Genomic DNA, 22,510 nt, shown 5'->3' on the forward strand with positions numbered 1-22,510 from the left:
GTTATCATGTCCATAAATAAATAAAAATCAAACCAATGATCACAGCACCTCCTATAAAGGCAAAGGCATAATCTTGCACTCTTCCGGATTGTAAGCCTTTAATTTTTCTTGATGTCGCCACCGTTGTATTACCTATACCAACCATGGTGCCATCAACATACTTTCGGTCAAATTTTGCAAAGGGTTCAGAGACCCTCTTAAAGAATATTTTTTTTGCAATGAACATATAAATCTCATCAAAATAAAACTTATTACTGGTCCATTTATAAAGCATACCAAACCTGTTTGCCCATATATCCCCTAATTGATTCTCCTTTTTATAAAAAACCCAGGCTGTCGCAATACCTATCAATCCCACCGCTGATGCAATTGCCGCTAACGGATAATTTAAATGAGCTGTGAATCCCATTTTATCCGGGGTCACAAATTCACTAAATGGGATAAAACCTACCGTAATACTTAAAAATGCCAGAACTAATAATGGAAAGGTCATGGATAAGGGAGATTCCTTGGGCTTATGATGGTAAAGTCTGTCCTTACCCCAAAATATGCCAAAGTAAATCCTAAACATATAAAAAGCGGTTAGACCGGCAACAAAAACGCCGATATAATAAATTAACCTATTGTGTTCATAAGCAGCCACCAAAATTTCATCTTTACTCCAAAAACCGGCCAATGGTGGCACCCCGGCAATGGCCAATGCTGCTATTAAAAAAGTGATATTGGTAATGGGCATATACTTGCGCAACCCTCCCATATCTTTTAAAAAGTTACTGTGTACAGCATGAATTACAGAACCTGCACCTAAGAACAGCAAGGCCTTAAACATGGCATGAGTGAACAAATGAAACATGGAAGCCATGTAGCCTACGCCACTATGACCTTCAAATCCAGAAACTCCGAGACCTAACATCATATATCCAAGCTGGGACATGGTGGAAAAAGCCAAAACTCGCTTTATATCTGTTTGTGTAATGGCAATTATAGCTGCAAATAATGCCGAGAAAGCACCCACATAGGCTACTATCTGGAGTACAAACCCATCATCCACAAAATAGTACATAGGAAACAATCTGGCCACTAAAAACACACCGGCGACAACCATGGTAGCCGCATGAATCAAAGCCGAAACCGGCGTTGGCCCTTCCATAGCATCCGGCAACCAAATATGTAAGGGAAACATAGCTGACTTTCCTGCACCACCAATAAAGATCAATATGAGAGCCCAGGTTAGAGCCGACAATCCCATGAAGGAGTAGGATGCCCAATTTAAAATAGCACTTCCTTCAGGGTTATTTAAGGTCTCAAAATCAAAGGTTCCAGTATAGTAACCAATTATTAGAATACCTATTAAAAATCCAAAGTCGGCAAATCGTGTTACAATGAAGGCTTTTTTGGCGGCTGCAATAGCTGATGTCTTCGTGTAATAGTAGCCTATCAACAGATAGGATGAAACACCAACCAATTCCCAAAATATATAAATCTGAAATAAATTTGTTGCTAAAACTAAACCATACATTGAGAATGTAAACAAGGAGAGAAAGGCAAAAAACTTGGTGTAGCCCTCATCTCCATGCATGTACCCCCGACTGTAAATATGGACCATAAGAGATACCGTGGAAACAACGACCAGCATCATAACTGAAATAGGGTCGACCAATATACCCATATCGATGTGAAGGGAATCTGTAAAATTCATCCAAACTATCTTTTCAGATAAAGTTTGAAAAACACCATCCACTTTTCCAAGCACAAAAAAGTACTCAAATGCTGCATAAAAGGACAACACAGCCGAAACGAGCAAACCAAACACACCAACATAACCTGAAACTGAAGGTTTTATCTTTCTATTAAAGATCCCTAGAAGTAAAAAAACAACTAACGGAATAACTGGAATTAATATAATATAGCTAATGTTCATAAGCTCAGTTTTAAAACTTCATCACTTCTGTGTCCTTCACTTCCACCGAACTTATTTGCCTGTAAAGGTTTATAATTATAGCCACAGCAAGGGCTGTTTCAGCCGCAGCAACCGCAATTATAAAAATGGAAAATAAAGTTCCTTGAAGTATATCGGGATATAAATATTTATTGATTACTACAAAATTCACCACCGAGGCATTCAAAATCATTTCAACCGATATAAGAATTGAAATAAGGTTCTTTCTGGTGAGAAACCCATATACTCCAATAAAAAACAAAATTGTAGTTAGGGTTAAAATATCATAAATACTAATGCCTTCTATCATGGTAAATCCTTAGTTTTTTCATTTAACTTCTTACCTTTTGCAATAATAATTGCTCCAATCATGGCTGCTAATAGCAATACACTAATGACTTCAAATGGTAAAATGAACCCTCCATCTTCAACACTTAAAAGTCGCTTACCAATGTCGGAAGTCAATGTTGTTGTATGTTCTCCAACAACATCGAACGAATGGGAATAAATAGTCGAAATAAAAACACCTATCCCCAACAAACAAAGTATACCTGTTAGGATCCTTCTTTTGGGTTTAGCCATTTCTAACTTCAATTCAATATGGTGCACCAGTAGGACAGAAAATATGATCAGAACAATAATACCTCCGGCATACACTGTTAACTGAATAGCTGCGAGAAAGTTATAGTCAATCAGAAAAAACAGACCGGCAACGCCAACTAAAACAAAAAGTAAATAGATTACAGAGCGAAGCATTTTTCTGCTACTTACTGCTGCGATGGCAAATCCAACCATACTCAAGGCCAAAATGTAAAATAGAATGCGTTCCATAAATTTCTAGTCTTCTATGCCCGGTCTCAATTTGGAGCCTGGTTTATTTAATACACGTGTTAATTTCGTTCTATCATAAACTGAGTTTTCAAAGTTTTGTCCCCATTCTATGGCATCTGTTGGACAAACATCAATACATAAGCCACACATAGTGCATAGACTCAAATGGTAAACGAACTTATCGATCTTCTTTTTCTTTTTACCTGAATATTCATCTATACCTCTATCCCAAATAATCTCGATCGTTCCATTGGGGCATGCAATCTCACACTTCTGACATCCTGTACAGGCGTGTTCGTTATTTTCATCATGGGGCATGATAACTTCTCCTCTAAACCGTTCAAACATTTTCAGAGTGTCCCTATTATCCGGATATTGTTGGGTAATAGCTCCTTTCCTGGAATTAAGGAAATACTTTCCGGTAACGCTCATCCCTGTTAATAGGGTTTTAATGCCATGATATATGTTTGAAAAATATCCCATAATTATATTTGAATCGTTAAATTTTGCCAGACTACCCAGGCCATAATGACTATATTAACCAAGTTGATAGGCAACAAGTATTTCCACTCTAAAGTCAGCAACTGGTCAACTCGTAACCTGGGAAACGTCCATCTAAACCACATCATTAAAAAAACCAAAGCAAGGGTTTTTAGGAGAAACCAAAATATCCCCAGCCAAGGCAAAGATTCAGTAATTCCAAATGGTGAAAGCCAGGCTCCGAAAAATACCGTAGTGGCAATCGCAGCAATTATGAACATGTTAATGAATTCAGCTAAGAAAAAATAGGCGAATTTCATTCCTGAATACTCTGTATGGAAACCTGCCCCCAACTCCGATTCAGCTTCAACCATATCAAAAGGCGCCCTGTTGGTTTCTGCTGTTCCGGCTATTATAAATATCATGAAAGCAATGATTGCCGGTATATGACCCTGAACAATAAGCCATCCGTTTTTTTGAACTTCAACAATTTCCGAAAGCTGTAAAGATCCTGTTAATACTATCATCGTCAATAGCGACAGCCCCACAGAAAGTTCATAACTAATGGTCTGAACCCCACTTCGCATTGCTCCAATTAAAGAATATTTATTATTACTGGCCCATCCACCAAGCAAAATTCCGATAACACCTATTGAAGAGATTGCAATTAAAAAGAAAATACCAATGTTAATATCGAAGGCCTGAAAATTTTCAGTGAAGGGAATGAGACCAAGTGCCATTAAGGAAGATATTATAACAAAATAGGGCGCCAAATTATATAAGAATTTATCAGCTCTTTCGGTCCCTGTAAGTTCTTTTGATACCAGTTTCAAGGCATCTGCAATGGTCTGTAACAACCCTTGATAGCCCACACGGTTAGGTCCGATTCGCAACTGAAACCAAGCAGCTACCCTTCTTTCCATCAATACCAGAAACAATCCTGCTATTGAAAAAATTCCCAGATAAATCAATGCTATGATAACCATTTCTAAAATATGAGCCGTTGTTTCGGGCATCATGGTACTTAGCCATTCTCTTAAACTATTGGATATGTTTAACACCATGTTCATTTCATTTAATTATCTATCAATATCAGGTATGACCAAATCTAATGTGGCCATTGTAGCCACTAAGTCTCCTATTTTACCTCCAACGGCTATATGGTTCAATAGGGATAAATTTGAAAATCCCGGAGATCTGAACTTTAACCTGTATGGGTTCTTTGTGCCGGTACTTACAATATAAACACCTAATTCGCCCCTTGCCGTTTCGACCTTTTGATAATATTCCCCTTTTGGTAATTTTATGACCGCATTAGTAGCTATGCGGTGTTCTCCTTCCGGTATATTATCTATTAACTGTTCCACAATAGAGAGGGATTCCCACATTTCTTGAATGCGCACTTTATAACGTGCGAAGGTATCACCCTCGGTTTGCAGGGATTCATTAAAGGTTACCCTATCCAAAGCACTGTAAGGGTGATATTTTCTAACATCACAGGAATAACCGGAAGCACGACCAACCGGTCCGGAAGCCCCAAAAGAAATCGCATCCTCTTTTGAAAGTATGCCAACACCCTTTGTCCTTTTCTGAAAAATGATATTCTCAGTTAAAAGCCTGTCAAATTCAGGAATTTTAGTCTTAAAGTGCGCGATAAACGTTTTCACCCTGTTCACAAAATTGGGATGAATGTCCCACATCAGACCCCCCGGGACATTATAGTTCATGGTCAATCTCGCACCACAAGTTTCTTCAAAAATATCGTTGATCATCTCCCGATCCCTAAACCCATAAAAATAGGTGGTCAAAGCACCAACATCCATACCCATAACGCCCCACCATAAACAATGAGAAGCAATTCGAGTAAGTTCACCTATAATGGTCCTAATAACTTTAACGCGATCAGGAATCTCCAGTTCAAGCGCCTTTTCAACGGTCAAACAAACGGCCTCATTATTGATATGAGATGACAGGTAATCCATTCTATCCGTTAAATGCACGATTTGTTGGTAACTATCGCGTTCACACATTTTTTCGATAGAGCGATGAATATATCCCAAATCTGGTTCAACCCTTTTAATAATTTCACCGTCAATAGTCAATAATAGCCGAAGTACTCCATGTGTTGCCGGATGTTGCGGCCCCATGTTAATAAAGTATTCCTCTGATTTAAAATTATTTATGGTTGTTGATTCTTGCATACTGTTATTTTATAACCATATTTATTTCATCTACATAATCTTTTCTGAGTGGATAGCCATCCCATTCATCTGTAAGAAACAATCGTTTTAGATTAGGATGATTATTAAACCTTATACCAAAAAAATCATAGACTTCTCGTTCATGAAACTCTGCCGTTTTCCATATATCAGAGACGGAATCGAAACTTGGATGGTCTCGATCTTCCGTTTTAACTTTTACAACCACAATATGTCTGTGTTCAGTAGATTCGAGATGATAGACTACTCCTAAAGCCGGTTCCCAATCCATTCCTGTTAAACAGAACAAATAATCGAAATGGGTTTCAGGGTGCGTTTTTAATTTTAGCATGAGCTCATGTAACAGTGCTTCAGGAACCTGAATATTTAAGAATTCCGAACCTTCCTCCGTAAACTCCAAAGGGTTCTCGATAGGAGATTCCTTGTTGTCGTTACTATCAGAATCACCATCTGAATTTTGATGATCCATATCTGCTTTCGCATTTGGAAACCAGCTCGCTATTAATTCTTTTAAGGCTGCATTTGTCATAATTACTTCTTATATATACCATCGTCAAATCCGTCAATAGGGTCTTTCTTGGATTTCATACTTTCCGCCCTAATTTTATCTTGTAGCATCAGCATTCCCTCAAGAAGAGCTTCGGGACGCGGAGGGCAACCAGGAACATAAACATCAACAGGAATAACATGGTCTGCTCCCTTAACAACGGAATAGGTGTTATAAAAAAAAGGTCCACCTGAGATGGCACAGGCGCCCATAGCTATTACATATCTGGGCTCCGCCATTTGCTCATAAAGTCTTCTTAATACCGGGGCCATTTTATTCACAATCGTACCGGCAATTATAATAAGATCTGCCTGCCTGGGACTGGGTCTGGCTACTTCAAAGCCAAATCGGGAATAATCATGTCTTGCCGCTCCAGTCTGCATCATTTCTATTGCGCAGCAACTGGTACCAAAATACAGGGACCAGAGGGAATTAGCTCTTCCCCAATTGATAATTTTATCAAGTGATGTAACCACAATATTGGCTCCATTACCTGCTGGTATAACTTTACCCGGAAAATCTTCCGGTATTTTATATGTATTGTCTACTCCCATTTTAACGCTCCTTTTTTCCATGCATAAAGCAATCCAAGTCCTAATATGAACAAGAATATAAATATTTCAATAAAAGCCAAACCCCCAAAATCACCAAAAACTACTGCCCATGGCACGATGAAGGCCACTTCTACATCAAATATCAAAAATAAAATAGCAAACAGATAATAGCCTACTTTAAACTGAACCCATGTCGGGCCAATAGTCTTCATTCCACTCTCATACGGATCCCTTTTTTGGGGACTATCTGATTTTGGAGAAACGAGATTAGAAAGAAAGTTTGCACCGGCTACTAAAACAACACCAGCTATAAAGAATACTATTATGGCTTCAGAACCCATTGTGATTAATTTAGAATACTTGATATATATCTCCTGAAAAGAATAAATCGTCGGTCTTTACAAATCGAGAATCCTCCTTCACTTGCTTCGTGACATCCATTTCTCTTTCTTCGAAGGTCTGGTCTTCAAAACTTCTGATAATTCCCGTTACCAATGGGTATTTTAACCTGACCAACATTTGATGCAAAGTAGGATCTTCTGTCTTCGCATCATGAACCAATATATCGTCCTCTGATATACCATGTTCGCCAATAGTTACAACTTCAAGTTTAAGTCCGTTTAGAACTAACCCTTTATCCTTCTCCTTTCCAAAAATCATAGGTTTACCGTGCTCAACAAATAATTGCCTATCCTCTCTCACAGCCCGATTTGTGAATTGATCGTAAGCCCCATCATTAAAAATAGGGCAGTTTTGAAGCACCTCGATTAAGGAAGTCCCCTTAAATTTTTCTGCCTCAATGAATAGTTCCGACATATCTTTTGGTACATTCCCTCCTATTCGCGCAAAGAAACGGGCATTAGCACCCAAGGCCAGCTCCCCTGCAGAGAAGGGTGGCTGGGTATTGCCATAAGGCGACGATTTTGTTTTTTGACCTACTAATGAAGTAGGTGAAAACTGTCCCTTGGTAAGACCGTAAATCTCATTATTGAACAAGATCACATTTAAATTCACGTTTCTTCTCAATACATGAATAAAATGATTACCCCCAATTGCCATGGAATCGCCATCACCTGTAATAACCCAAACACTTAAATCCGGATTAGCCATTTTAACCCCGGTTGCTATAGCCGGAGCACGTCCATGAATACCATGCATACCGTATGTATTCATATAATATGGAAATCGTGATGAACAGCCTATTCCAGATATGAACACGACGTTTTCTCTTTTCACCCCGATTTCAGGCAATGCCTTTTGAACGGCCCTTAAAATAACATAGTCATCACAACCTGGGCACCATCTTACCTCCTGATCGCTTTCAAAGTCCTTATACGTATATTTTTCTAATGTCGTTTCCATATTATTTTAATAACTGTTTGAACTTTTCAACCAACTCCCCATTACTGAATGGAAGCCCTTGAATTTTATTATACTTTAAAATATCCAATCCAATAAATTTGGACTTCAGTACGGAAGCAAACTGACCCGTATTTAATTCACATACAACTACTTTTTTAAATTGCTTTAAAATCTTTTCGGTATTCTTCGGAAGTGGATTTATATAGTTAAAATGAGCATAACCTATAGTTTTAATACCTTGCTCATTGAGTTGTTTCACCGCAGTATGTAATGACCCATAAGTACCTCCCCATCCCACTACTAATAAATCACCTTTATCGGCGAACTCTGTAGAAAGTTCAGGTATGTAATTTTCAACCCGTTGCACTTTTTCTGCTCTGATTCTGGTCATGTACTCATGATTTTCAGGCACATAGGATACATTCCCGCTCACTCTGTCTTTTTCCAATCCTCCCACCCTATGTTCAAATGTAGGCGTTCCAGGAATCGCCCAATTTCGGGCCAAAGACTGTTTATCCCTATCGTAGGGATGCCAATTTTCCTTTGGTTTTGACAGCACCTTATTCTTTATATCCGGCATATCATTTACTGACTTAATCTTCCAGGGGGCCGATCCATTAGCGATATAGCCATCCGTTAAAAGAATAACTGGTGTCATATGCTCTAAACTCAGCTTAGCCGCCTCATAGGCAAAATCAAAGCAATTGGCCGGTGTACTCGCTGCTAAAATTATTAAAGGACTTTCACCATTTCGTCCATACAAGGCTTGAAGTAAATCGGATTGTTCCGTCTTGGTGGGCAGACCGGTAGACGGTCCACCACGTTGGACATTGACAACCACTAACGGCAATTCCAACATCATAGCCAACCCTACAGCTTCACCTTTAAGCGCTAATCCAGGCCCAGAAGTGGTGGTAATGGCCAAATCCCCTGCAAAGGAGGCCCCGATTGCCGAGCTTATACCAGCTATTTCATCTTCAGCCTGTAAGGCTTTAACACCAAAGTGTCGATGCTTCACCAATTCATGCAAAATATCTGACGCGGGGGTAATGGGGTAAGACCCCAAAAATAATTCCATACCCGCTTTTTCTGCTGCAGCCAAAAATCCCCAGGCGGTTGCCGTGTTACCCATAATTATTCTATACGTCCCTGCATCCATTTTAGCAGGAGAGATAGTGTAGGCATTAGGAATAAGTTCTAAGGTTTCAGCGAAGTAATACCCCGTATTCAGGACTTTTGTATTCGCTTCAATAATTGCAGGTTTGGATTTAAACTTTTTATTGAAAAATTCAATAGTATGGTCCAGCGAACGATCGTACATCCAATAGACCATACCAAGGGCAAACATGTTCTTGGTCCTGGTTATACTCTTATTATCCAATCCCTCAATATCTTTTAAGGCTTCTTTGGTCAGTGAAGTCATGGCAACTTCAATAACTCTGTAATTGTCTAAGCTCCCGTCTTCTAAAGGATTGGCTTCATATTGGGCTTTTTCCAGATTCTTTTTTGTGAACGCATCCGTATCCACGATAATAGTATGCCCTGGTTTTACAGCGTGTAAATTAGTTTTAAGGCCAGCAGGGTTCATGGCTACCAATAAATCAACCTCATCGCCTGGCGTGCTAATCTCTACACTACCAATATGCACTTGAAATCCAGAAACCCCATATAAACTTCCCTGTGGAGCTCTAATTTCTGCTGGATAATTTGGAAACGTTGCAATATCATTTCCAAACATTGCGGAAGTATCTGAAAACTGAGTTCCTGTTAATTGCATGCCATCACCGGAGTCTCCAACGAATCTTATAATTACGGCTTCCAGAACTTCAGGCCCTGGTTTAATACTTGGTGTCATCATACCGCAGAAAGAATTAAAATTTATAAAAACGTACTAAATCCTAGTCAACTTAAAATGGAGTTTCAAAAATAAATTCACTTTTTAACAATATTTATGACATTTATCACCTAAAAGTTACAAATGAAATTTTATTTTTACATCAACTTATTTTTCAAAAATAAAGATATTATGGCGATTATTATAACAGACGAATGCATTAATTGCGACGCATGTATTTCAGAATGCCCAAATAATGCAATTTATGAACCGGATCAAGAATGGTCTTACTCTGATGAAACTGCACTATCGGGTACGATAACATTACCTAATGGTGAAGAAGCCGATGCCGATGCTGAGAATGATCCGATCTCGGACGAATTTTATTTCATTGTTCCAGATAAATGTACCGAATGTAAGGGATTCCATGACGAACCCCAATGTGCTTCAGTATGTCCGGTAGATTGTTGTGTTCCTGACGACGACCATGTGGAAACTGAAGAGGAACTTCTGTCTAAAAAGGCATGGCTTCATGCTGAATAGATTAAATTCAATGATGTAATCATTTCTATTCGTTTTTAAACTCGAAAAAGCACATCCAATAATTATATTTTGGATGTGCTTTTTTAATCTCTTTATACCCTCCCTTAGCATATCTAATTGTGCTCCAGGCAGAATTTATTTTTCGTTTCAATTTATAATTGAACGCATTTCCTTTAAGGGACATTCCTAAATTCTATTTTTGGTTTTTAAAAAAGCAGGTTTCCCAATGTATTTATGGTATTCTAATTTCCAGAGTCTAACGACCTCCTGCACCATCTTCATCATTCTATATAAAGTACTGAATTAGCAGACCTGACATATGTCATAGAATATATACACCATTATATTTACTTTTCAACACAATTTTATAAAGTGTAATATCATGGAAGAAAAAACAAAAAAGCTTATATGTGACGCCAACGAGGCGGTGGCACGAATAGCGCATAAAACGAATGAAGTCTGCGCCATTTATCCCATAACACCTGCTTCTCCAATGGGAGAGCACGTGGATGTTTTTAGTACGAATGGCAAAAAAAATATCTGGGGTAATATTCCGAGAATTGTGGAAATGCAAAGTGAAGGTGGCGCCTCTGGTGCTGTTCACGGGTCCTTACAAGGAGGGGCCTTAACGACCACTTTTACAGCGTCACAGGGTCTTCTATTAATGATTCCCAACATGTACAAAATCGCAGGGGAGTTACTGCCAACCGTCATTCACGTTGCAGCACGAACCGTAGCCACCCACGCACTATCCATATTTGGGGATCACTCCGATGTTATGGCTACCCGTCAAACCGGATTTTCAATGCTTTTTGGTGGTTCAGTGCAAGAGGCTCAGGATTTTGCTTTGATTTCTCAAGTTGCAACTTTAAAAAGCAGGGTTCCGTTCTTAAATATATTTGATGGCTTTAGAACATCACATGAGATTTCAAAAATCGATGCCATTTCGGATGACATTATTAGCTCCATGATGCCTGAAGAAGATATTCTGAAACATAAAAAAAGATCCTTAGATCCTGACAACCCGGTAATTCGAGGTACGTCACAAAATCCAGATGTTTTTTTCCAAGCCAGGGAGGCCGCAAATAGACATTACGAAAAGGTACCCAACATAGTAGAAGATACTATGAATGAATTTTACAAACATACTGGAAGACGTTATAGCCTATTCTATTACATTGGTCATCCCGAAGCAGAAAAAGTGATTGTCATCATGGGTTCAGGTCAAGGTCCAGTTATTGAGACCGTTGATGCTTTGGTCAAGAATGGTGAAAAAGTTGGAGCAATCATTGTACGTTTATTTAGACCATTTTCAATGCGTCATTTTATAAACGCCCTACCAGAGACCGTAAAGAAAGTTGCTGTATTGGACAGAACTAAAGAACCTGGAAGTATGGGAGAGCCCCTGTACCAGGAGATTATTACAGCTTTTACAGAAAGCGATCGCAGTATGCCGATGATTGTCGGAGGGCGATACGGTTTATCCTCTAAAGAATTTGACCCGGCTATGGTCAAAGCTGTCTATGAAAATTTGGATTTGGAGCAACCTAAAAACCATTTCACCGTCGGTATTAATGATGATGTATCATATACAAGTTTAGACATTGGTGAACGATTTAAAACAGCAAAAAACACCTTTAACTGTATGTTCTTCGGATTAGGATCTGACGGTACCGTTGGAGCAAACAAAAACTCCATTAAAATTATTGGTGAAACAACCGACAATTATGTTCAAGGCTATTTTGTGTATGACTCGAAAAAAGCAGGTGCTCAGACGGTGTCGCACCTTCGCTTCGGTCCGGATCCTATTTATTCGACTTACCTCATCCACAAAGCAAATTTTGTTGCTTGTCATCAATATAATTTTATTCATAAATATGATCTATTAAACCATGTGAAAAAGGGTGGAACATTTTTGTTGAACTCCCCTTATGACAAGCATACAATTTGGGATGAACTTCCCAAGTTAATGCAGGAGGAGATTATAAAAAACAACCTTGAATTCTACGTGATAGATGCTTCTAAAGTGGCCCAGGATGCCAATCTTGGAAAACGAACCAACACCGTTTTACAGACCTGCTTCTTTGCGATATCAGGAATATTGCCAAAAGATGAAGCGATACAAAAAATCAAGGATGCTATCGTAAAATCCTATTCTAAAAAAGGGGAAAGGGTAGTACAAATGAACTTTAATGCTGTAGATAAAGCTCTGGAAAACCTCCAAAAAGTAGACTATCCAAAAGAGATCACCAGCAACGAAGCATTGAAACCTATGATGACTGGTACAGACGATCCATTTGTACAAGAGGTATTGGGTAAAATTTTAGCCGGTAAAGGTGATGAATTACCCGTTAGTGCCTTCTCTGTTGACGGTACATTCCCAACAGGCACAACACAATTTGAAAAGCGTGGAATAGCAGATTTTATACCGGTATGGGATGATGAAACATTGTGTACCCAATGTAATAAATGTGTGGTTATTTGTCCCCATGCTGCAATAAGGGCAAAAGTTGTTTCTAATGAAGAATTAACTGAAATGCCATCTGGTTTAAAAGCTGTACCCGCTAAAGGTAGACCATTTGATTCCAATAAAGAATCTTACATACTTCAGGTTTCACCTCAAGATTGCACAGGCTGTGATCTTTGTGTAGCTGTATGTCCCGCAGTAAGTAAGGAGAACCCCGATTTTAAATCCATTAACATGCATAGGAAATTGGAAGTAGAAACGACTGAAAATGTGAATTGGGACTTCTTTGTCGACCTTCCTGACTACAATAGATCCGAGTTACAGATTTCAAACATCAAGGGCTCACAGTTTCTTGAACCGCTATTTGAATTCTCCGGTGCTTGTTCAGGCTGTGGTGAAACACCCTATATTAAATTATTGACGCAACTGTATGGTGATAGTATTCTAATCGCAAATGCCACTGGTTGCTCATCCATTTATGGCGGTAATTTACCAACTACTCCTTACAAAAAGAATGCCTTTGGCAGAGGTCCGGCATGGGCAAATTCATTGTTTGAAGATAATGCTGAATTTGGTCTTGGCATGAAATTGGCCCTGTCTAAGAAGCAGGAAATTGCCATTAAGCTTTTAAAGGAACTTGAAGGTGAAATTGGCAGTGAATTGATTGATGCCATTTTAAATAATCCTGAAAAAACCGAAGCCGAAAAAGCAGAAAATTTTGAGAATCTAAGTAAGCTTAAAGCTAAGTTGGCAACGATGGATAGTGAAAATGCTAAAAAATTAGCTCAATTTACAGATTACTTGCGCAAAAAATCGGTCTGGATACTCGGTGGTGATGGTTGGGCCTATGATATTGGTTATGGTGGTGTAGATCACGTTTTAGCCTCTGGCGAAAACATAAATATCATGGTTCTCGACACCGAAATATATTCGAATACCGGAGGTCAAACATCTAAAGCAACACCATTAGGAGCAAGTGCTAAATTCTCTGTTTCGGGTAAACGTACCGGAAAGAAAAATTTAGCTTTACAGGCTGTTTCCTATGAAAACGTTTATGTGGCGCAAGTTGCTATTGGAGCAAAGGACCTGCAAACTTTAAAAGCTATTGAAGAGGCCGAGGCCTACGATGGTCCCTCATTAATTATTGCATACTCCCACTGTGGAGATCATGGTTATAACTTAAGAGATGCAGCAGACCATCAGGATAAAGCGGTGAAAACAGGCTATTGGCCGTTGTTCAGATTCGATCCTTCCAAACCTAAAGGCAAGAAGTTTAAGTTAGACTCCAAAGCTCCTGCAGCACCTCTAGAAGAGTTTATGTATACAGAAACACGTTTTTCAAGAGTGGCCAAGGACTATCCTGAATTGGGAGCCGAACTTCTTAAAAAAGCCCAGGAAGAGGTCGACTCTAAATGGGAACGATTAGAGCTCTTCAGAGATCTATAACATATCGAAGTTAATTATTTCTGCTTGAAATAAGTGTGTTAAACTATATCCAGAGTACTTGATTGCAGTACTCTGGATTAGTTCCTAACTTAATTTTAATTTATCATGAAAGATACAGCTGCTCATTTATTCAATAGGGCTTCTGAAAACCTTAATGAAGCAAATAAAGAATTATACAGACCCGAAGAAGATATTATTTCTTTCTCCGTTTGCAAAAATTCACAGATGGCAATTATGAATTTTTTAAGAGGTTATTTATCCAGCAAAGGTATAAACCCGTATACTTTTGTAACTATTAACCAACTGTTCGAGGAATGCAAGAAACTAAATAAACGATTCGAAAAGATCGATTTATCCGATTTCAACTGTACCAACCATGAAATTGATTCACGGTATTGTAACGAAGTTTCAAAAGTTAATACCTGTTTTGCAACAGCACACAACCTGTATGCATTTTTAAAGGAAGAAAAAGAAATTAAGGCTTAAATCCCAATATTAACAACCTTCTCAATTTGAGGTGCATATTTTTTTATGGTCATCTCCACACCGGACTTTAGTGTCATTTGATTGACACTACAGCCCACACATGCCCCTTTCAGCTGGACTTTAACCAACTTATCATCTTCAATCGATAACAAGGATATGTCGCCTCCATCACTCTGTAAGAATGGGCGTATCTCGTCAAGTGCCTTCTCAATATTTACTCTAAGTTCCTCAGTTGTCATGACTTATTTTTTTACTGCCGAACATCCAGCCATGGTCGTAATTTTTATCGCTTCCGTAGGGGGAAGGTTGTCATTGCGCCGCACCACTTCACTCACCACATTTTTTGTCAATTTTTCAAATGCCTGTTCCGAAATTGTCGCAGTTTGCAAGGCTGCAGGACGACCAACATCTCCGGCTTCCCGAATACTCTGCACAAGAGGAATTTCTCCTAAAAACGGGATCTTCAAATCATTCGAAAGGTTTTTGGCTCCTTCTTTTCCAAAGATATAATATTTATTATCTGGTAATTCTTCCGGTGTAAAATAGGCCATATTTTCTATCAGGCCTAAAACGGGGACGCTTATGCTTTCTTGTTGAAACATAGCCACACCCTTTCTCGCGTCTGCCAAAGCCACATTTTGAGGCGTACTTACCACAACAGCTCCCGTAATTGGAAGCGCCTGCATTATACTTAAATGAATGTCTCCGGTACCGGGAGGTAAATCAATTAATAAAAAATCCAATTCGCCCCAATGTGCGTCAAAAATCATTTGATTCAAGGCTTTAGCTGCCATAGGACCACGCCATACCACCGCCTGATTGGCTTCTGTAAAGAAGCCTATGGATAACATTTTAACGCCATAGTTCTCTATGGGTCTCATTTTTGATTTGCCGTCAATATTCACAGCTAAAGGTCTTTCGGCCTCCACATCAAACATAATGGGCATTGACGGACCGTAAACGTCGGCATCCAAAACACCAACTCTAAATCCCATTTTAGAGAGCGTCACAGCTAAGTTCGCTGTAATAGTAGATTTACCAACACCTCCTTTACCCGAAGCAACGGCAATTATGTTTTGAATTCCTGGAATAGGATTACCCTTTATTACATTTACTTTCGGTTGCGCTGGTGCTTCAACTTTTACATTTACCGTTATTTTTGCTTTTTCATAAACCCTATCATGTATGGTCTTTAAAATGTCGACTTCAGTACGTTTTTTAGCCTGCAAACTTGGGTTTTTAATCGTAATATCTACGATAACTTCATCTCCAAAGACAATGACGTTCTTAACCGCTCCGCTGTCTACCATATTCTGCCCTTCTCCCGGCACTGTAATGGTCTCTAATGCCTTTAAAATATCTTTTTTATTGAGTTTCATTTATTTTATTAAGAATCATTCTAAAATGCAAATATATAGAATAATGCAATAGGACAGAATATTGGAGTTAGAAGTTTTCTTTATCCCCTCATTAAATACTTTTATAATCTTTCGAATTATCCTATTTCTTGAGAGGGATCCCAGAAGACTTTATCGAAATTTTGAATTTGGTTATCGATTACTTGAATACCTTCACTTTCCAGAAGCTGTTGCATCAAATTAGAACCACTAAAATGAAATTTACCAGTGAGAAGTCCTTTTCTATTTACGACACGATGTGCCGGCACATCTTTACCGGAAGAACTGTTCATTGCGTATCCTACCATACGCGCACTCCTTGCTGCTCCAAGATAATTTGCTATAGCCCCATAACTTGTTACACGCCCATAGGGTATGCGTTTGGCGACAGCATACACCTTTTCAAAAAAGTTTAAGGTTTCCTCTTTCATAAATTTAAATCTTTAATAATATTTATTAAAGTTATAATTGAAATCGTACCTGTTATGGTCCCAATAATATAATTCATACTTTTTTGTGAAGTAAATGATCTGCTCTTTATCTTATCAAAGAAAAAAATGTACATATAGAGCATAACAAAAGTTCCCATTGATGCACCAGAGACATACGATATAATACTTATTTTGTCAAACTCGAGCCATCCAAAAGAGGCCAATGTAACCGTCATATAAGCTTGAAATGGAATTGGAAAAACATTTAGTGCCGATAGAAACATACCATGAAAAAGTCTACTTTGATTACTCCTTATTTTGGGCGTCATATTTTGTTTTGGCTTTGATTTGGCGATAAATAGATAATAAATGGTAATTAAGACAAAAACGACAAAGGCCACACGCTGTAAAATTTCGACGACTTCAACATGATTGCTTAGGTATCGTGCAAAAATGGCGGCAATATAAGTTTGCGCAAAAACAGTCAAACACGCCCCAATAGAGAACATAATGCCCCTAATATGACCATCCTTCAGACTTATTTTCGCCGCAGTCATGTTGAGAAGTCCCGGTGGGATAACTCCGATAAGAGCAATAATTAGCCCCAGAAAAAAAATAATAGTGAAATCCAAATTAAGTAATTTTAAAGCTAATATAAGTTATTGGTTTATCTTGTTCTAAATATTGCAGCTCATAAAAGGTTTGAATACCAGTGACTTCCTCGGGACTTCCCTCTTGTCTGTATACATCGTGGTTCGCATAAAGCACCTCATGTCCCAAACCGTGCAAGAGGCCTAGCGTGTAACCATGCATAAATTCACTATCGGTTTTTAAATGAACTATCCCGTCTGGTTTCAGAATAGATTTGTAACGATCCAGAAACTGGATATTGGTCAATCGATGTTTGGTACGTTTATATTTAATCTGAGGATCTGGAAAGGTAATCCAGATTTCATCTACTTCGTTTTTTGAAAAGGCATATTCAATAAGTTCTATCTGGGTACGTAAAAAAGCCACATTTGTGATATTTTCCTCAACAGATGTTTTTGCGCCTCTCCAAAACCGGGCGCCCTTTATGTCAATGCCAATAAAATTTCTATCAGGATATCGCTGTGCTAAGGCCAGTGAGTACTCCCCTTTACCACAACCCAATTCTAACACCAGGGGATTTTCATTCTTGAAGACTTTGGTTCGCCATTGTCCCTTTAAAAAGTAATCGTTATTTACCAGTTCGTTACGATTAGGTTGAAAGACATTTGGAAAAGTTTCGTTTTCTTTAAATCGTTTTAACTTATTTTTACTACCCACAGGTTTTTCCTTTATTTAATTATTTGGTAAAATTAAGGAAATATGTGGGAGTATGAATATCTCTAAATTTGAATGTTTTACATGGGAATTGAGTTATTTAAGAGACCTAATATAATAGCATTTTTTAGTGCCCAAAACCTCGTGTAGCATTTAATTTAAGCAGACTTTTAGTAAATCCAAGATGAAACGTATTTTAGTCGCACCACTTAATTGGGGGTTAGGACATGCCACGCGAAGCATCCCAATTATTCAGGCGTTAATAGAAGAAGGATACGAACCTGTTTTAGCGAGTGATGGTGCTGCCTTATTTCTTTTGCAGAAGGAATTTCCGAGTTTGACTTCAATTGAATTGCCTTCCTATAATATTAGTTACTCAAAAAAAGGAAAAAACTTTAGGTACAAGCTTTTAAAGGTGTCTCCAAAATTAATCAAGGCTATTCGGTCTGAAAAAAATGCCACACAAAGGATTGTAGAATCCATGGGGATAGATGGAATAATATCTGATAACCGCCTCGGCATATGCAGCAAAAAGTGCCCAACAGTTTTTATGACTCATCAATTGAACGTCCTGAGTGGCAGCACCACATGGCTTACTACAAGAATACATCACTATTTTATTAAGAAATTTGACGCCTGCTGGGTACCTGACCTAAAAGAAGACCATAATTTAAGCGGAAAACTAGGGCATTCCGATTCATTAGATTGTCCGATAACATATATAGGTCCATTAAGTAGGTTTTCAAAGGATTCAGTAGAAATTAAATATGATTTAATGGTTTTAATTTCTGGACCGGAACCTCAACGGACTTTACTGGAAGATAAATTGTTATCTGAATTGAAACATTACCCTGGTAAAATTGTTTTCGTTAGAGGTGTGTTAGAACAGGAAAAAACCATACAAATGAAAGGGCACATCACAATTTATAATTACATGACATCAAGCTTACTGGAACAGACCATAAACGAAAGCGCCGTCATTCTTTCAAGGTCCGGATATACTACTATAATGGATTTGGCCAAGTTAAATAAAAAAGCGTATTTCATTCCTACCCCGGGTCAATACGAACAAGAATATTTAGCGAAAAGATTAACAGATTTAAAACTGGTTCCAAGTTGCGATCAATCCGAATTCTCTCTAGATAAGCTTAACGAAATTCCTCAGTACAAAGGGCTCAGTTTAACAACTTCTGAAACCGATTTTAAAGCATTATTCGCCAGCTTTTTCTAAGGTAAATGAAAATTCACTCCCTACACCAAGCTCACTTTCGACATAAATTTTTTCGTTGTGGGCCTCAATAATATGTTTAACTATGGATAGACCTAATCCAGATCCTCCTTCACTTCTTGAACCGCTTTTATCTACCCTGTAGAAACGTTCAAACAAACGTGGTAAATGGGTTTGTGCAATTCCTTCACCATTATCCGTAACGCGCACTATAACCTTGTTCTTTATCAGATTCTCTATACTGACTTCTGTTGTCCCTTTTTCATGTCCATATTTAATTGAATTGACAATAAGATTGGTCAACACCTGTTGTATTCGTTCCTTATCAGCCTTTACCAAAATTGGTTTATTATAATCGATATCGAAGGTTAATGTTATCTTATTCTTATTGGCACGCATCTCAAACATCTCAAATACATTCTTAACCAATTCAACAATATCAAATACTTCAATATTTAGACTAAGATCACCAATCTCTAACTTGGTAATCATATCTAAATCCTTTACAATATAGATCAATCGTTCCACACCTTTACTAGCACGCTTCAGATATTTTTGACTTACTTTTTTATCATTAATGGCCCCGTCGAGCAAGGTTAAAATATAACCCTGAACTGTAAATAATGGCGTTTTAAGCTCGTGGGAAACGTTGCCAAAAAATTCCTTACGGTATTGCTCCCTCACTTTTAAGGTTTCAATTTCCAGCTTTTTATCCCGGGCAAATTTATCTATTTCCTTGGTTAAGGTCCCCATATCTGTAGTGATGGACTCTCTATTGATACTGGCGGACTCCAATAAGGTAAGATCATCGTAAATCTGTTTAACACGACGGTAAATCAATCGCTCGATACGAAATTGAATCAGAACAAAACATATGGAATAACTCGTTATGAGTATGAAGCCTATTAACCCCCAGTTAATCTTAGAAAAATAATATAAAAAAACACTCGTTATGAGTGTTAATGACAGTGCTATATAAAGCGACGTTTTTGCTGAAAACCTGTACGGTTTTTTTAATTTAACTTGCATTAATCTACAAACTTATAACCTACTCCTTTAACGGTTTTAAAACTATCATCACCTATCTTTTCTCTTAGCTTTCTGATATGAACGTCGATGGTTCTACCTCCAACAACAACTTCATTACCCCATACTTTGTCCAGTATTTCATCGCGTTTAAAAACCTTCCCCGGTTTAGAGGTTAACAAAGATAGTAATTCAAATTCTTTTCTCGGTAAAATAATTTCCTCTCCATTCAGGCTTATTTTATATTCCTCCCGATCAATTACTAAATTACCAATCTTAAGCGTTGTATCCCGCTCTTCGTGTTTAAATCGTCTTAATAATGCTTTTACCTTACTAACTAAAACTTTAGGTTTTATGGGCTTCGTAATATAATCATCGGCACCCGCATCAAACCCGGCTACCTGAGAATAATCTTCACCTCGCGCCGTTAAAAACGTAATAATGGTATCCTTTAAACTCGGGATTTTTCTAATCTGCTCACAGGCTTCAATACCATCCATTTCAGGCATCATTACATCTAAAATAATCAAATGAGGTTGCTCTTTTTTAGCTTTTTTTACCGCTTCTAAACCGTTTTCTGCAGTAACAATCTGATAACCTTCATTGGACAAATTATACCCAACAATTTCAAGAATATCTGGTTCATCGTCGACCAATAAAATTTTAGTGTCTTTTTTATCCATCCCGGAAATTATAAATTTTTTTATCTCTATGAATAAGTAAAGATAAAACTAATATAGCAACTTATAAAAAATTAAAAACATATAACGTTTTGGTAACATACGGGTTACGCGATATTAATCTTAAATGACGTGATAAAATCTTTTACAATTAATTGGTATAACTTTTGATATTTATTATTAAATTTAACATATCAAAATCCTACTATGGCGAAAAACTACATTGTTACACTTATTGTATTACTATTTTTTGCATTTGCTCCCAAGGCATTTGCACAGGAGATTGCGCAACCTAAAATCGAAAATCTTTCAATTTATCCCAACCCTGTAAATAGTAATCGACAATTTATTTTTATAACCTCTAAGCATAATTTAGTCAAGCAGATAGAATTCTTTAACGCGATTGGTAAAAAAATATATGCGACTACGCTTACAGGAAAAGAGCTAAATATTTCGAGATTGGCAACAGGAGTTTACTTTTTAAAAATTACCGAAAACAATATTACTGAAACTCGAAAATTGGTGATTAAATAAAATAGCATTTTACCTTATTAAAATAAAAAAGCATGGCCAATGGCCATGCTTTTTTTGTATACTTTTGTTTGACCGATTCCTAGCTTGTAAAATGATAGATGCCAATACCATCTTTAGTGTGAAGACCCGAACTGACTTTGAACACCTGGCTCTCAAAGTGTTTAAATTTCAGTTTGAAAAAAATCGGGTATATCGCTCCTTTTGTGATTTGTTGTATAAACATCCAAGTGAAGTAACATCGCTAAAAGACATTCCTTTTTTGCCCATTCAATTTTTCAAATCACATATCATTTTAAGCACGCAGAACCCCGTTTCAAAAACGTTTACAAGCTCTGGAACAACATCCGAAGGAATAAGTAAACATTGTGTCAGTAATTTAGAGATTTACAAACAGAGTTTCACGAAGGCTTTCCAAGGTTTTTATGGGACAATTGAAGACTATGTTATCCTGGCCCTGTTGCCTTCCTATCTCGAACGTACGGACTCTTCTTTAATTTATATGGTAGATCACTTAATTAAGGCATCGAAGGAACCTGCCAGCGGATTTTACCTGGATAATTTAAAAGAATTAAAAACGGCCTTAACCAGTTTGGATGCGAAGGGGAAGAAAATTTTACTTATAGGAGTTTCATTTGCTTTGCTCGATCTGGTCGAACAATACCAATTCAATTTAAAAAACACCGTTGTAATGGAAACGGGCGGCATGAAAGGCAGACGAAAGGAGTTGATCAGATCTGAACTTCATGGCATTTTAAAAAAAGGGTTCGGGATAGAGCGTGTTCATAGCGAGTATGGAATGACCGAACTGCTCAGCCAGGCATATTCGACCGGAGATGGAATATTTAACTGTCCCCCATGGATGGGAGTTTTGACACGAGATCCAGAAGACGCCTTAACTATTCAAAATTTTGGTAAGGTTGGCGGATTAAATATCATTGATTTGGCCAATATCAATTCCTGTTCTTTTATCGCAACACAAGATTTGGGGCGCGTATTCTCAAATGGCAGTTTCGAGGTCATTGGTCGCTTTGACCATTCCGATATAAGGGGATGTAACCTGATGGTGCTCTAGCCCAAGTTTATACAACACTGTAATTCTGAATTTTCCGCACCAAGAACATTTAACGTAGGTGAATGCACATTTTACTTGATGTGTAATGCACGGAGTATAAATACCCTTGATCTATGGAATAAGGGGCTA

At 37.9% G+C, this 22,510-nt stretch carries 24 protein-coding genes; 6 read left to right on the forward strand and 18 right to left on the reverse strand.

Features of this window, described 5'->3' with window-relative positions; all coding sequences use genetic code 11:
- Nucleotides 1–4 precede the first annotated feature (4 nt).
- From nuoL to MR041_RS02675, 11 genes are read right to left on the reverse strand one after another with little or no spacing between them, the layout of a single operon-like run.
- Entirely contained in the window at nucleotides 5–1,921 is a 1,917-nt protein-coding gene (gene nuoL / locus MR041_RS02625; RefSeq protein ID WP_242092028.1) for an NADH-quinone oxidoreductase subunit L, read from the reverse strand.
- A gap of 10 nt (nucleotides 1,922–1,931) precedes the next feature.
- Nucleotides 1,932–2,249, reverse strand: coding sequence for an NADH-quinone oxidoreductase subunit NuoK (gene nuoK, locus MR041_RS02630; protein WP_242092029.1), 318 nt, complete (start codon nucleotides 2,247–2,249; stop codon nucleotides 1,932–1,934).
- The gene (locus MR041_RS02635; protein ID WP_242092030.1) at nucleotides 2,246–2,770 is read right to left on the reverse strand and encodes an NADH-quinone oxidoreductase subunit J family protein; all 525 of its coding nucleotides are present in this window, start codon (nucleotides 2,768–2,770) and stop codon (nucleotides 2,246–2,248) included. Before MR041_RS02635 ends, nuoK begins: the two co-directional genes overlap by 4 nt.
- A 6-nt stretch (nucleotides 2,771–2,776) precedes the next feature.
- The gene (locus MR041_RS02640; RefSeq protein WP_242092031.1) at nucleotides 2,777–3,253 is read right to left on the reverse strand and encodes a 4Fe-4S binding protein; all 477 of its coding nucleotides are present in this window, start codon (nucleotides 3,251–3,253) and stop codon (nucleotides 2,777–2,779) included.
- Between the two features lie 2 nt (nucleotides 3,254–3,255).
- Nucleotides 3,256–4,314, reverse strand: a complete 1,059-nt coding sequence (nuoH, locus tag MR041_RS02645; protein ID WP_242092032.1) for an NADH-quinone oxidoreductase subunit NuoH — start codon at nucleotides 4,312–4,314, stop codon at nucleotides 3,256–3,258.
- A gap of 15 nt (nucleotides 4,315–4,329) precedes the next feature.
- On the reverse strand, nucleotides 4,330–5,451 hold the full coding sequence (locus MR041_RS02650; protein WP_242092033.1) for an NADH-quinone oxidoreductase subunit D: 1,122 nt from the start codon (nucleotides 5,449–5,451) through the stop codon (nucleotides 4,330–4,332).
- A 4-nt stretch (nucleotides 5,452–5,455) separates the two neighbouring features.
- The gene (locus MR041_RS02655) at nucleotides 5,456–5,998 is read right to left on the reverse strand and encodes an NADH-quinone oxidoreductase subunit C (RefSeq protein WP_242092034.1); all 543 of its coding nucleotides are present in this window, start codon (nucleotides 5,996–5,998) and stop codon (nucleotides 5,456–5,458) included.
- 2 nt (nucleotides 5,999–6,000) lie between these two features.
- On the reverse strand, nucleotides 6,001–6,570 hold the full coding sequence (locus tag MR041_RS02660) for an NADH-quinone oxidoreductase subunit B (protein WP_242092035.1): 570 nt from the start codon (nucleotides 6,568–6,570) through the stop codon (nucleotides 6,001–6,003).
- Nucleotides 6,561–6,911 (reverse strand): NADH-quinone oxidoreductase subunit A, encoded by a 351-nt coding sequence (locus tag MR041_RS02665; RefSeq protein WP_242092036.1) that lies wholly within the window; start codon nucleotides 6,909–6,911, stop codon nucleotides 6,561–6,563. The genes MR041_RS02660 and MR041_RS02665 overlap by 10 nt, the downstream gene beginning before the upstream one ends.
- Nucleotides 6,912–6,921: 10 nt before the next feature.
- Nucleotides 6,922–7,932 (reverse strand): 2-oxoacid:ferredoxin oxidoreductase subunit beta, encoded by a 1,011-nt coding sequence (locus MR041_RS02670; RefSeq protein WP_242092037.1) that lies wholly within the window; start codon nucleotides 7,930–7,932, stop codon nucleotides 6,922–6,924.
- Between the two features lies 1 nt (nucleotide 7,933).
- Nucleotides 7,934–9,790, reverse strand: coding sequence for a 2-oxoacid:acceptor oxidoreductase subunit alpha (locus MR041_RS02675; RefSeq protein WP_242092038.1), 1,857 nt, complete (start codon nucleotides 9,788–9,790; stop codon nucleotides 7,934–7,936).
- A gap of 168 nt (nucleotides 9,791–9,958) precedes the next feature.
- Here MR041_RS02675 and MR041_RS02680 point away from each other — a divergent pair, with 168 nt between their 5' ends.
- The 3 genes from MR041_RS02680 (at nucleotide 9,959) to MR041_RS02690 (ending at nucleotide 14,708) form a co-directional block, all read left to right on the forward strand.
- The gene (locus MR041_RS02680; RefSeq protein WP_242092039.1) at nucleotides 9,959–10,309 is read left to right on the forward strand and encodes a 4Fe-4S binding protein; all 351 of its coding nucleotides are present in this window, start codon (nucleotides 9,959–9,961) and stop codon (nucleotides 10,307–10,309) included.
- Between the two features lie 382 nt (nucleotides 10,310–10,691).
- Nucleotides 10,692–14,222: a pyruvate:ferredoxin (flavodoxin) oxidoreductase gene (gene nifJ / locus MR041_RS02685; protein WP_242092040.1), complete on the forward strand. Its 3,531-nt coding sequence runs from the start codon at nucleotides 10,692–10,694 to the stop codon at nucleotides 14,220–14,222.
- Nucleotides 14,223–14,327: 105 nt separating this feature from the next.
- Nucleotides 14,328–14,708, forward strand: a complete 381-nt coding sequence (locus MR041_RS02690; protein WP_242092041.1) for a HEPN domain-containing protein — start codon at nucleotides 14,328–14,330, stop codon at nucleotides 14,706–14,708.
- Here the strand turns inward: MR041_RS02690 and MR041_RS02695 are convergent.
- From MR041_RS02695 to trmB, 5 genes are all read right to left on the reverse strand, one after another.
- Entirely contained in the window at nucleotides 14,705–14,947 is a 243-nt protein-coding gene (locus tag MR041_RS02695; RefSeq protein ID WP_242092042.1) for a NifU family protein, read from the reverse strand. The genes MR041_RS02690 and MR041_RS02695 overlap by 4 nt on opposite strands.
- A gap of 3 nt (nucleotides 14,948–14,950) precedes the next feature.
- Nucleotides 14,951–16,087 carry an Mrp/NBP35 family ATP-binding protein gene (locus MR041_RS02700; protein WP_242092043.1) on the reverse strand — a complete coding sequence of 379 codons (1,137 nt, stop codon included), beginning with the start codon at nucleotides 16,085–16,087 and terminating at the stop codon, nucleotides 14,951–14,953.
- Nucleotides 16,088–16,203: 116 nt separating this feature from the next.
- Nucleotides 16,204–16,536: an MGMT family protein gene (locus MR041_RS02705; RefSeq protein WP_242092044.1), complete on the reverse strand. Its 333-nt coding sequence runs from the start codon at nucleotides 16,534–16,536 to the stop codon at nucleotides 16,204–16,206.
- The gene (locus tag MR041_RS02710) at nucleotides 16,533–17,168 is read right to left on the reverse strand and encodes a lysine transporter LysE (protein ID WP_242092045.1); all 636 of its coding nucleotides are present in this window, start codon (nucleotides 17,166–17,168) and stop codon (nucleotides 16,533–16,535) included. The genes MR041_RS02705 and MR041_RS02710 overlap by 4 nt, the downstream gene beginning before the upstream one ends.
- Nucleotide 17,169: 1 nt before the next feature.
- Nucleotides 17,170–17,844, reverse strand: coding sequence for a tRNA (guanosine(46)-N7)-methyltransferase TrmB (trmB, locus tag MR041_RS02715; RefSeq protein WP_242092046.1), 675 nt, complete (start codon nucleotides 17,842–17,844; stop codon nucleotides 17,170–17,172).
- A gap of 181 nt (nucleotides 17,845–18,025) precedes the next feature.
- On the opposite strand from trmB, the gene MR041_RS02720 reads away from it, so the two are divergent.
- On the forward strand, nucleotides 18,026–19,072 hold the full coding sequence (locus tag MR041_RS02720; RefSeq protein WP_242092047.1) for a glycosyltransferase: 1,047 nt from the start codon (nucleotides 18,026–18,028) through the stop codon (nucleotides 19,070–19,072).
- Here MR041_RS02720 and MR041_RS02725 read toward each other — a convergent pair.
- Both MR041_RS02725 and MR041_RS02730 read right to left on the reverse strand, forming a co-directional pair.
- Nucleotides 19,052–20,098, reverse strand: a complete 1,047-nt coding sequence (locus tag MR041_RS02725) for a sensor histidine kinase (protein ID WP_242092048.1) — start codon at nucleotides 20,096–20,098, stop codon at nucleotides 19,052–19,054. The genes MR041_RS02720 and MR041_RS02725 overlap by 21 nt on opposite strands.
- Complete coding sequence (locus tag MR041_RS02730; protein ID WP_242092049.1) at nucleotides 20,098–20,778, reverse strand: response regulator transcription factor; 681 nt, start codon at nucleotides 20,776–20,778, stop codon at nucleotides 20,098–20,100. Before MR041_RS02730 ends, MR041_RS02725 begins: the two co-directional genes overlap by 1 nt.
- Before the next feature lie 204 nt (nucleotides 20,779–20,982).
- On the opposite strand from MR041_RS02730, the gene MR041_RS02735 reads away from it, so the two are divergent.
- Together MR041_RS02735 and MR041_RS02740 are read left to right on the forward strand one after the other, a co-directional pair.
- The gene (locus MR041_RS02735; protein WP_242092050.1) at nucleotides 20,983–21,309 is read left to right on the forward strand and encodes a T9SS type A sorting domain-containing protein; all 327 of its coding nucleotides are present in this window, start codon (nucleotides 20,983–20,985) and stop codon (nucleotides 21,307–21,309) included.
- A gap of 91 nt (nucleotides 21,310–21,400) precedes the next feature.
- Nucleotides 21,401–22,381, forward strand: a complete 981-nt coding sequence (locus tag MR041_RS02740) for a LuxE/PaaK family acyltransferase (protein WP_242092051.1) — start codon at nucleotides 21,401–21,403, stop codon at nucleotides 22,379–22,381.
- Nucleotides 22,382–22,510 lie beyond the last annotated feature (129 nt).

The organism is Aestuariivivens sediminicola (assembly GCF_022662015.1).
In the GTDB taxonomy this organism is placed as follows: Bacteria; Bacteroidota; Bacteroidia; order Flavobacteriales; family Flavobacteriaceae; genus Aestuariivivens; species Aestuariivivens sediminicola.

Bases quoted from the DNA above. Each gene is read 5' to 3' on its own strand.
- nuoL (WP_242092028.1), bottom strand. From the start codon at position 1,921: ATGAACATTAGCTATATTATATTAATTCCAGTTATTCCGTTAGTTGTT.
- nuoK (WP_242092029.1), bottom strand. From the start codon at position 2,249: ATGATAGAAGGCATTAGTATTTATGATATTTTAACCCTAACTACAATT.
- MR041_RS02635 (WP_242092030.1), bottom strand. From the start codon at position 2,770: ATGGAACGCATTCTATTTTACATTTTGGCCTTGAGTATGGTTGGATTT.
- MR041_RS02640 (WP_242092031.1), bottom strand. From the start codon at position 3,253: ATGGGATATTTTTCAAACATATATCATGGCATTAAAACCCTATTAACA.
- nuoH (WP_242092032.1), bottom strand. From the start codon at position 4,314: ATGGTGTTAAACATATCCAATAGTTTAAGAGAATGGCTAAGTACCATG.
- MR041_RS02650 (WP_242092033.1), bottom strand. From the start codon at position 5,451: ATGCAAGAATCAACAACCATAAATAATTTTAAATCAGAGGAATACTTT.
- MR041_RS02655 (WP_242092034.1), bottom strand. From the start codon at position 5,998: ATGACAAATGCAGCCTTAAAAGAATTAATAGCGAGCTGGTTTCCAAAT.
- MR041_RS02660 (WP_242092035.1), bottom strand. From the start codon at position 6,570: ATGGGAGTAGACAATACATATAAAATACCGGAAGATTTTCCGGGTAAA.
- MR041_RS02665 (WP_242092036.1), bottom strand. From the start codon at position 6,911: ATGGGTTCTGAAGCCATAATAGTATTCTTTATAGCTGGTGTTGTTTTA.
- MR041_RS02670 (WP_242092037.1), bottom strand. From the start codon at position 7,932: ATGGAAACGACATTAGAAAAATATACGTATAAGGACTTTGAAAGCGAT.
- MR041_RS02675 (WP_242092038.1), bottom strand. From the start codon at position 9,790: ATGATGACACCAAGTATTAAACCAGGGCCTGAAGTTCTGGAAGCCGTA.
- MR041_RS02680 (WP_242092039.1), top strand. From the start codon at position 9,959: ATGGCGATTATTATAACAGACGAATGCATTAATTGCGACGCATGTATT.
- nifJ (WP_242092040.1), top strand. From the start codon at position 10,692: ATGGAAGAAAAAACAAAAAAGCTTATATGTGACGCCAACGAGGCGGTG.
- MR041_RS02690 (WP_242092041.1), top strand. From the start codon at position 14,328: ATGAAAGATACAGCTGCTCATTTATTCAATAGGGCTTCTGAAAACCTT.
- MR041_RS02695 (WP_242092042.1), bottom strand. From the start codon at position 14,947: ATGACAACTGAGGAACTTAGAGTAAATATTGAGAAGGCACTTGACGAG.
- MR041_RS02700 (WP_242092043.1), bottom strand. From the start codon at position 16,087: ATGAAACTCAATAAAAAAGATATTTTAAAGGCATTAGAGACCATTACA.
- MR041_RS02705 (WP_242092044.1), bottom strand. From the start codon at position 16,536: ATGAAAGAGGAAACCTTAAACTTTTTTGAAAAGGTGTATGCTGTCGCC.
- MR041_RS02720 (WP_242092047.1), top strand. From the start codon at position 18,026: ATGAAACGTATTTTAGTCGCACCACTTAATTGGGGGTTAGGACATGCC.
- MR041_RS02725 (WP_242092048.1), bottom strand. From the start codon at position 20,098: ATGCAAGTTAAATTAAAAAAACCGTACAGGTTTTCAGCAAAAACGTCG.
- MR041_RS02730 (WP_242092049.1), bottom strand. From the start codon at position 20,778: ATGGATAAAAAAGACACTAAAATTTTATTGGTCGACGATGAACCAGAT.
- MR041_RS02735 (WP_242092050.1), top strand. From the start codon at position 20,983: ATGGCGAAAAACTACATTGTTACACTTATTGTATTACTATTTTTTGCA.
- MR041_RS02740 (WP_242092051.1), top strand. From the start codon at position 21,401: ATGATAGATGCCAATACCATCTTTAGTGTGAAGACCCGAACTGACTTT.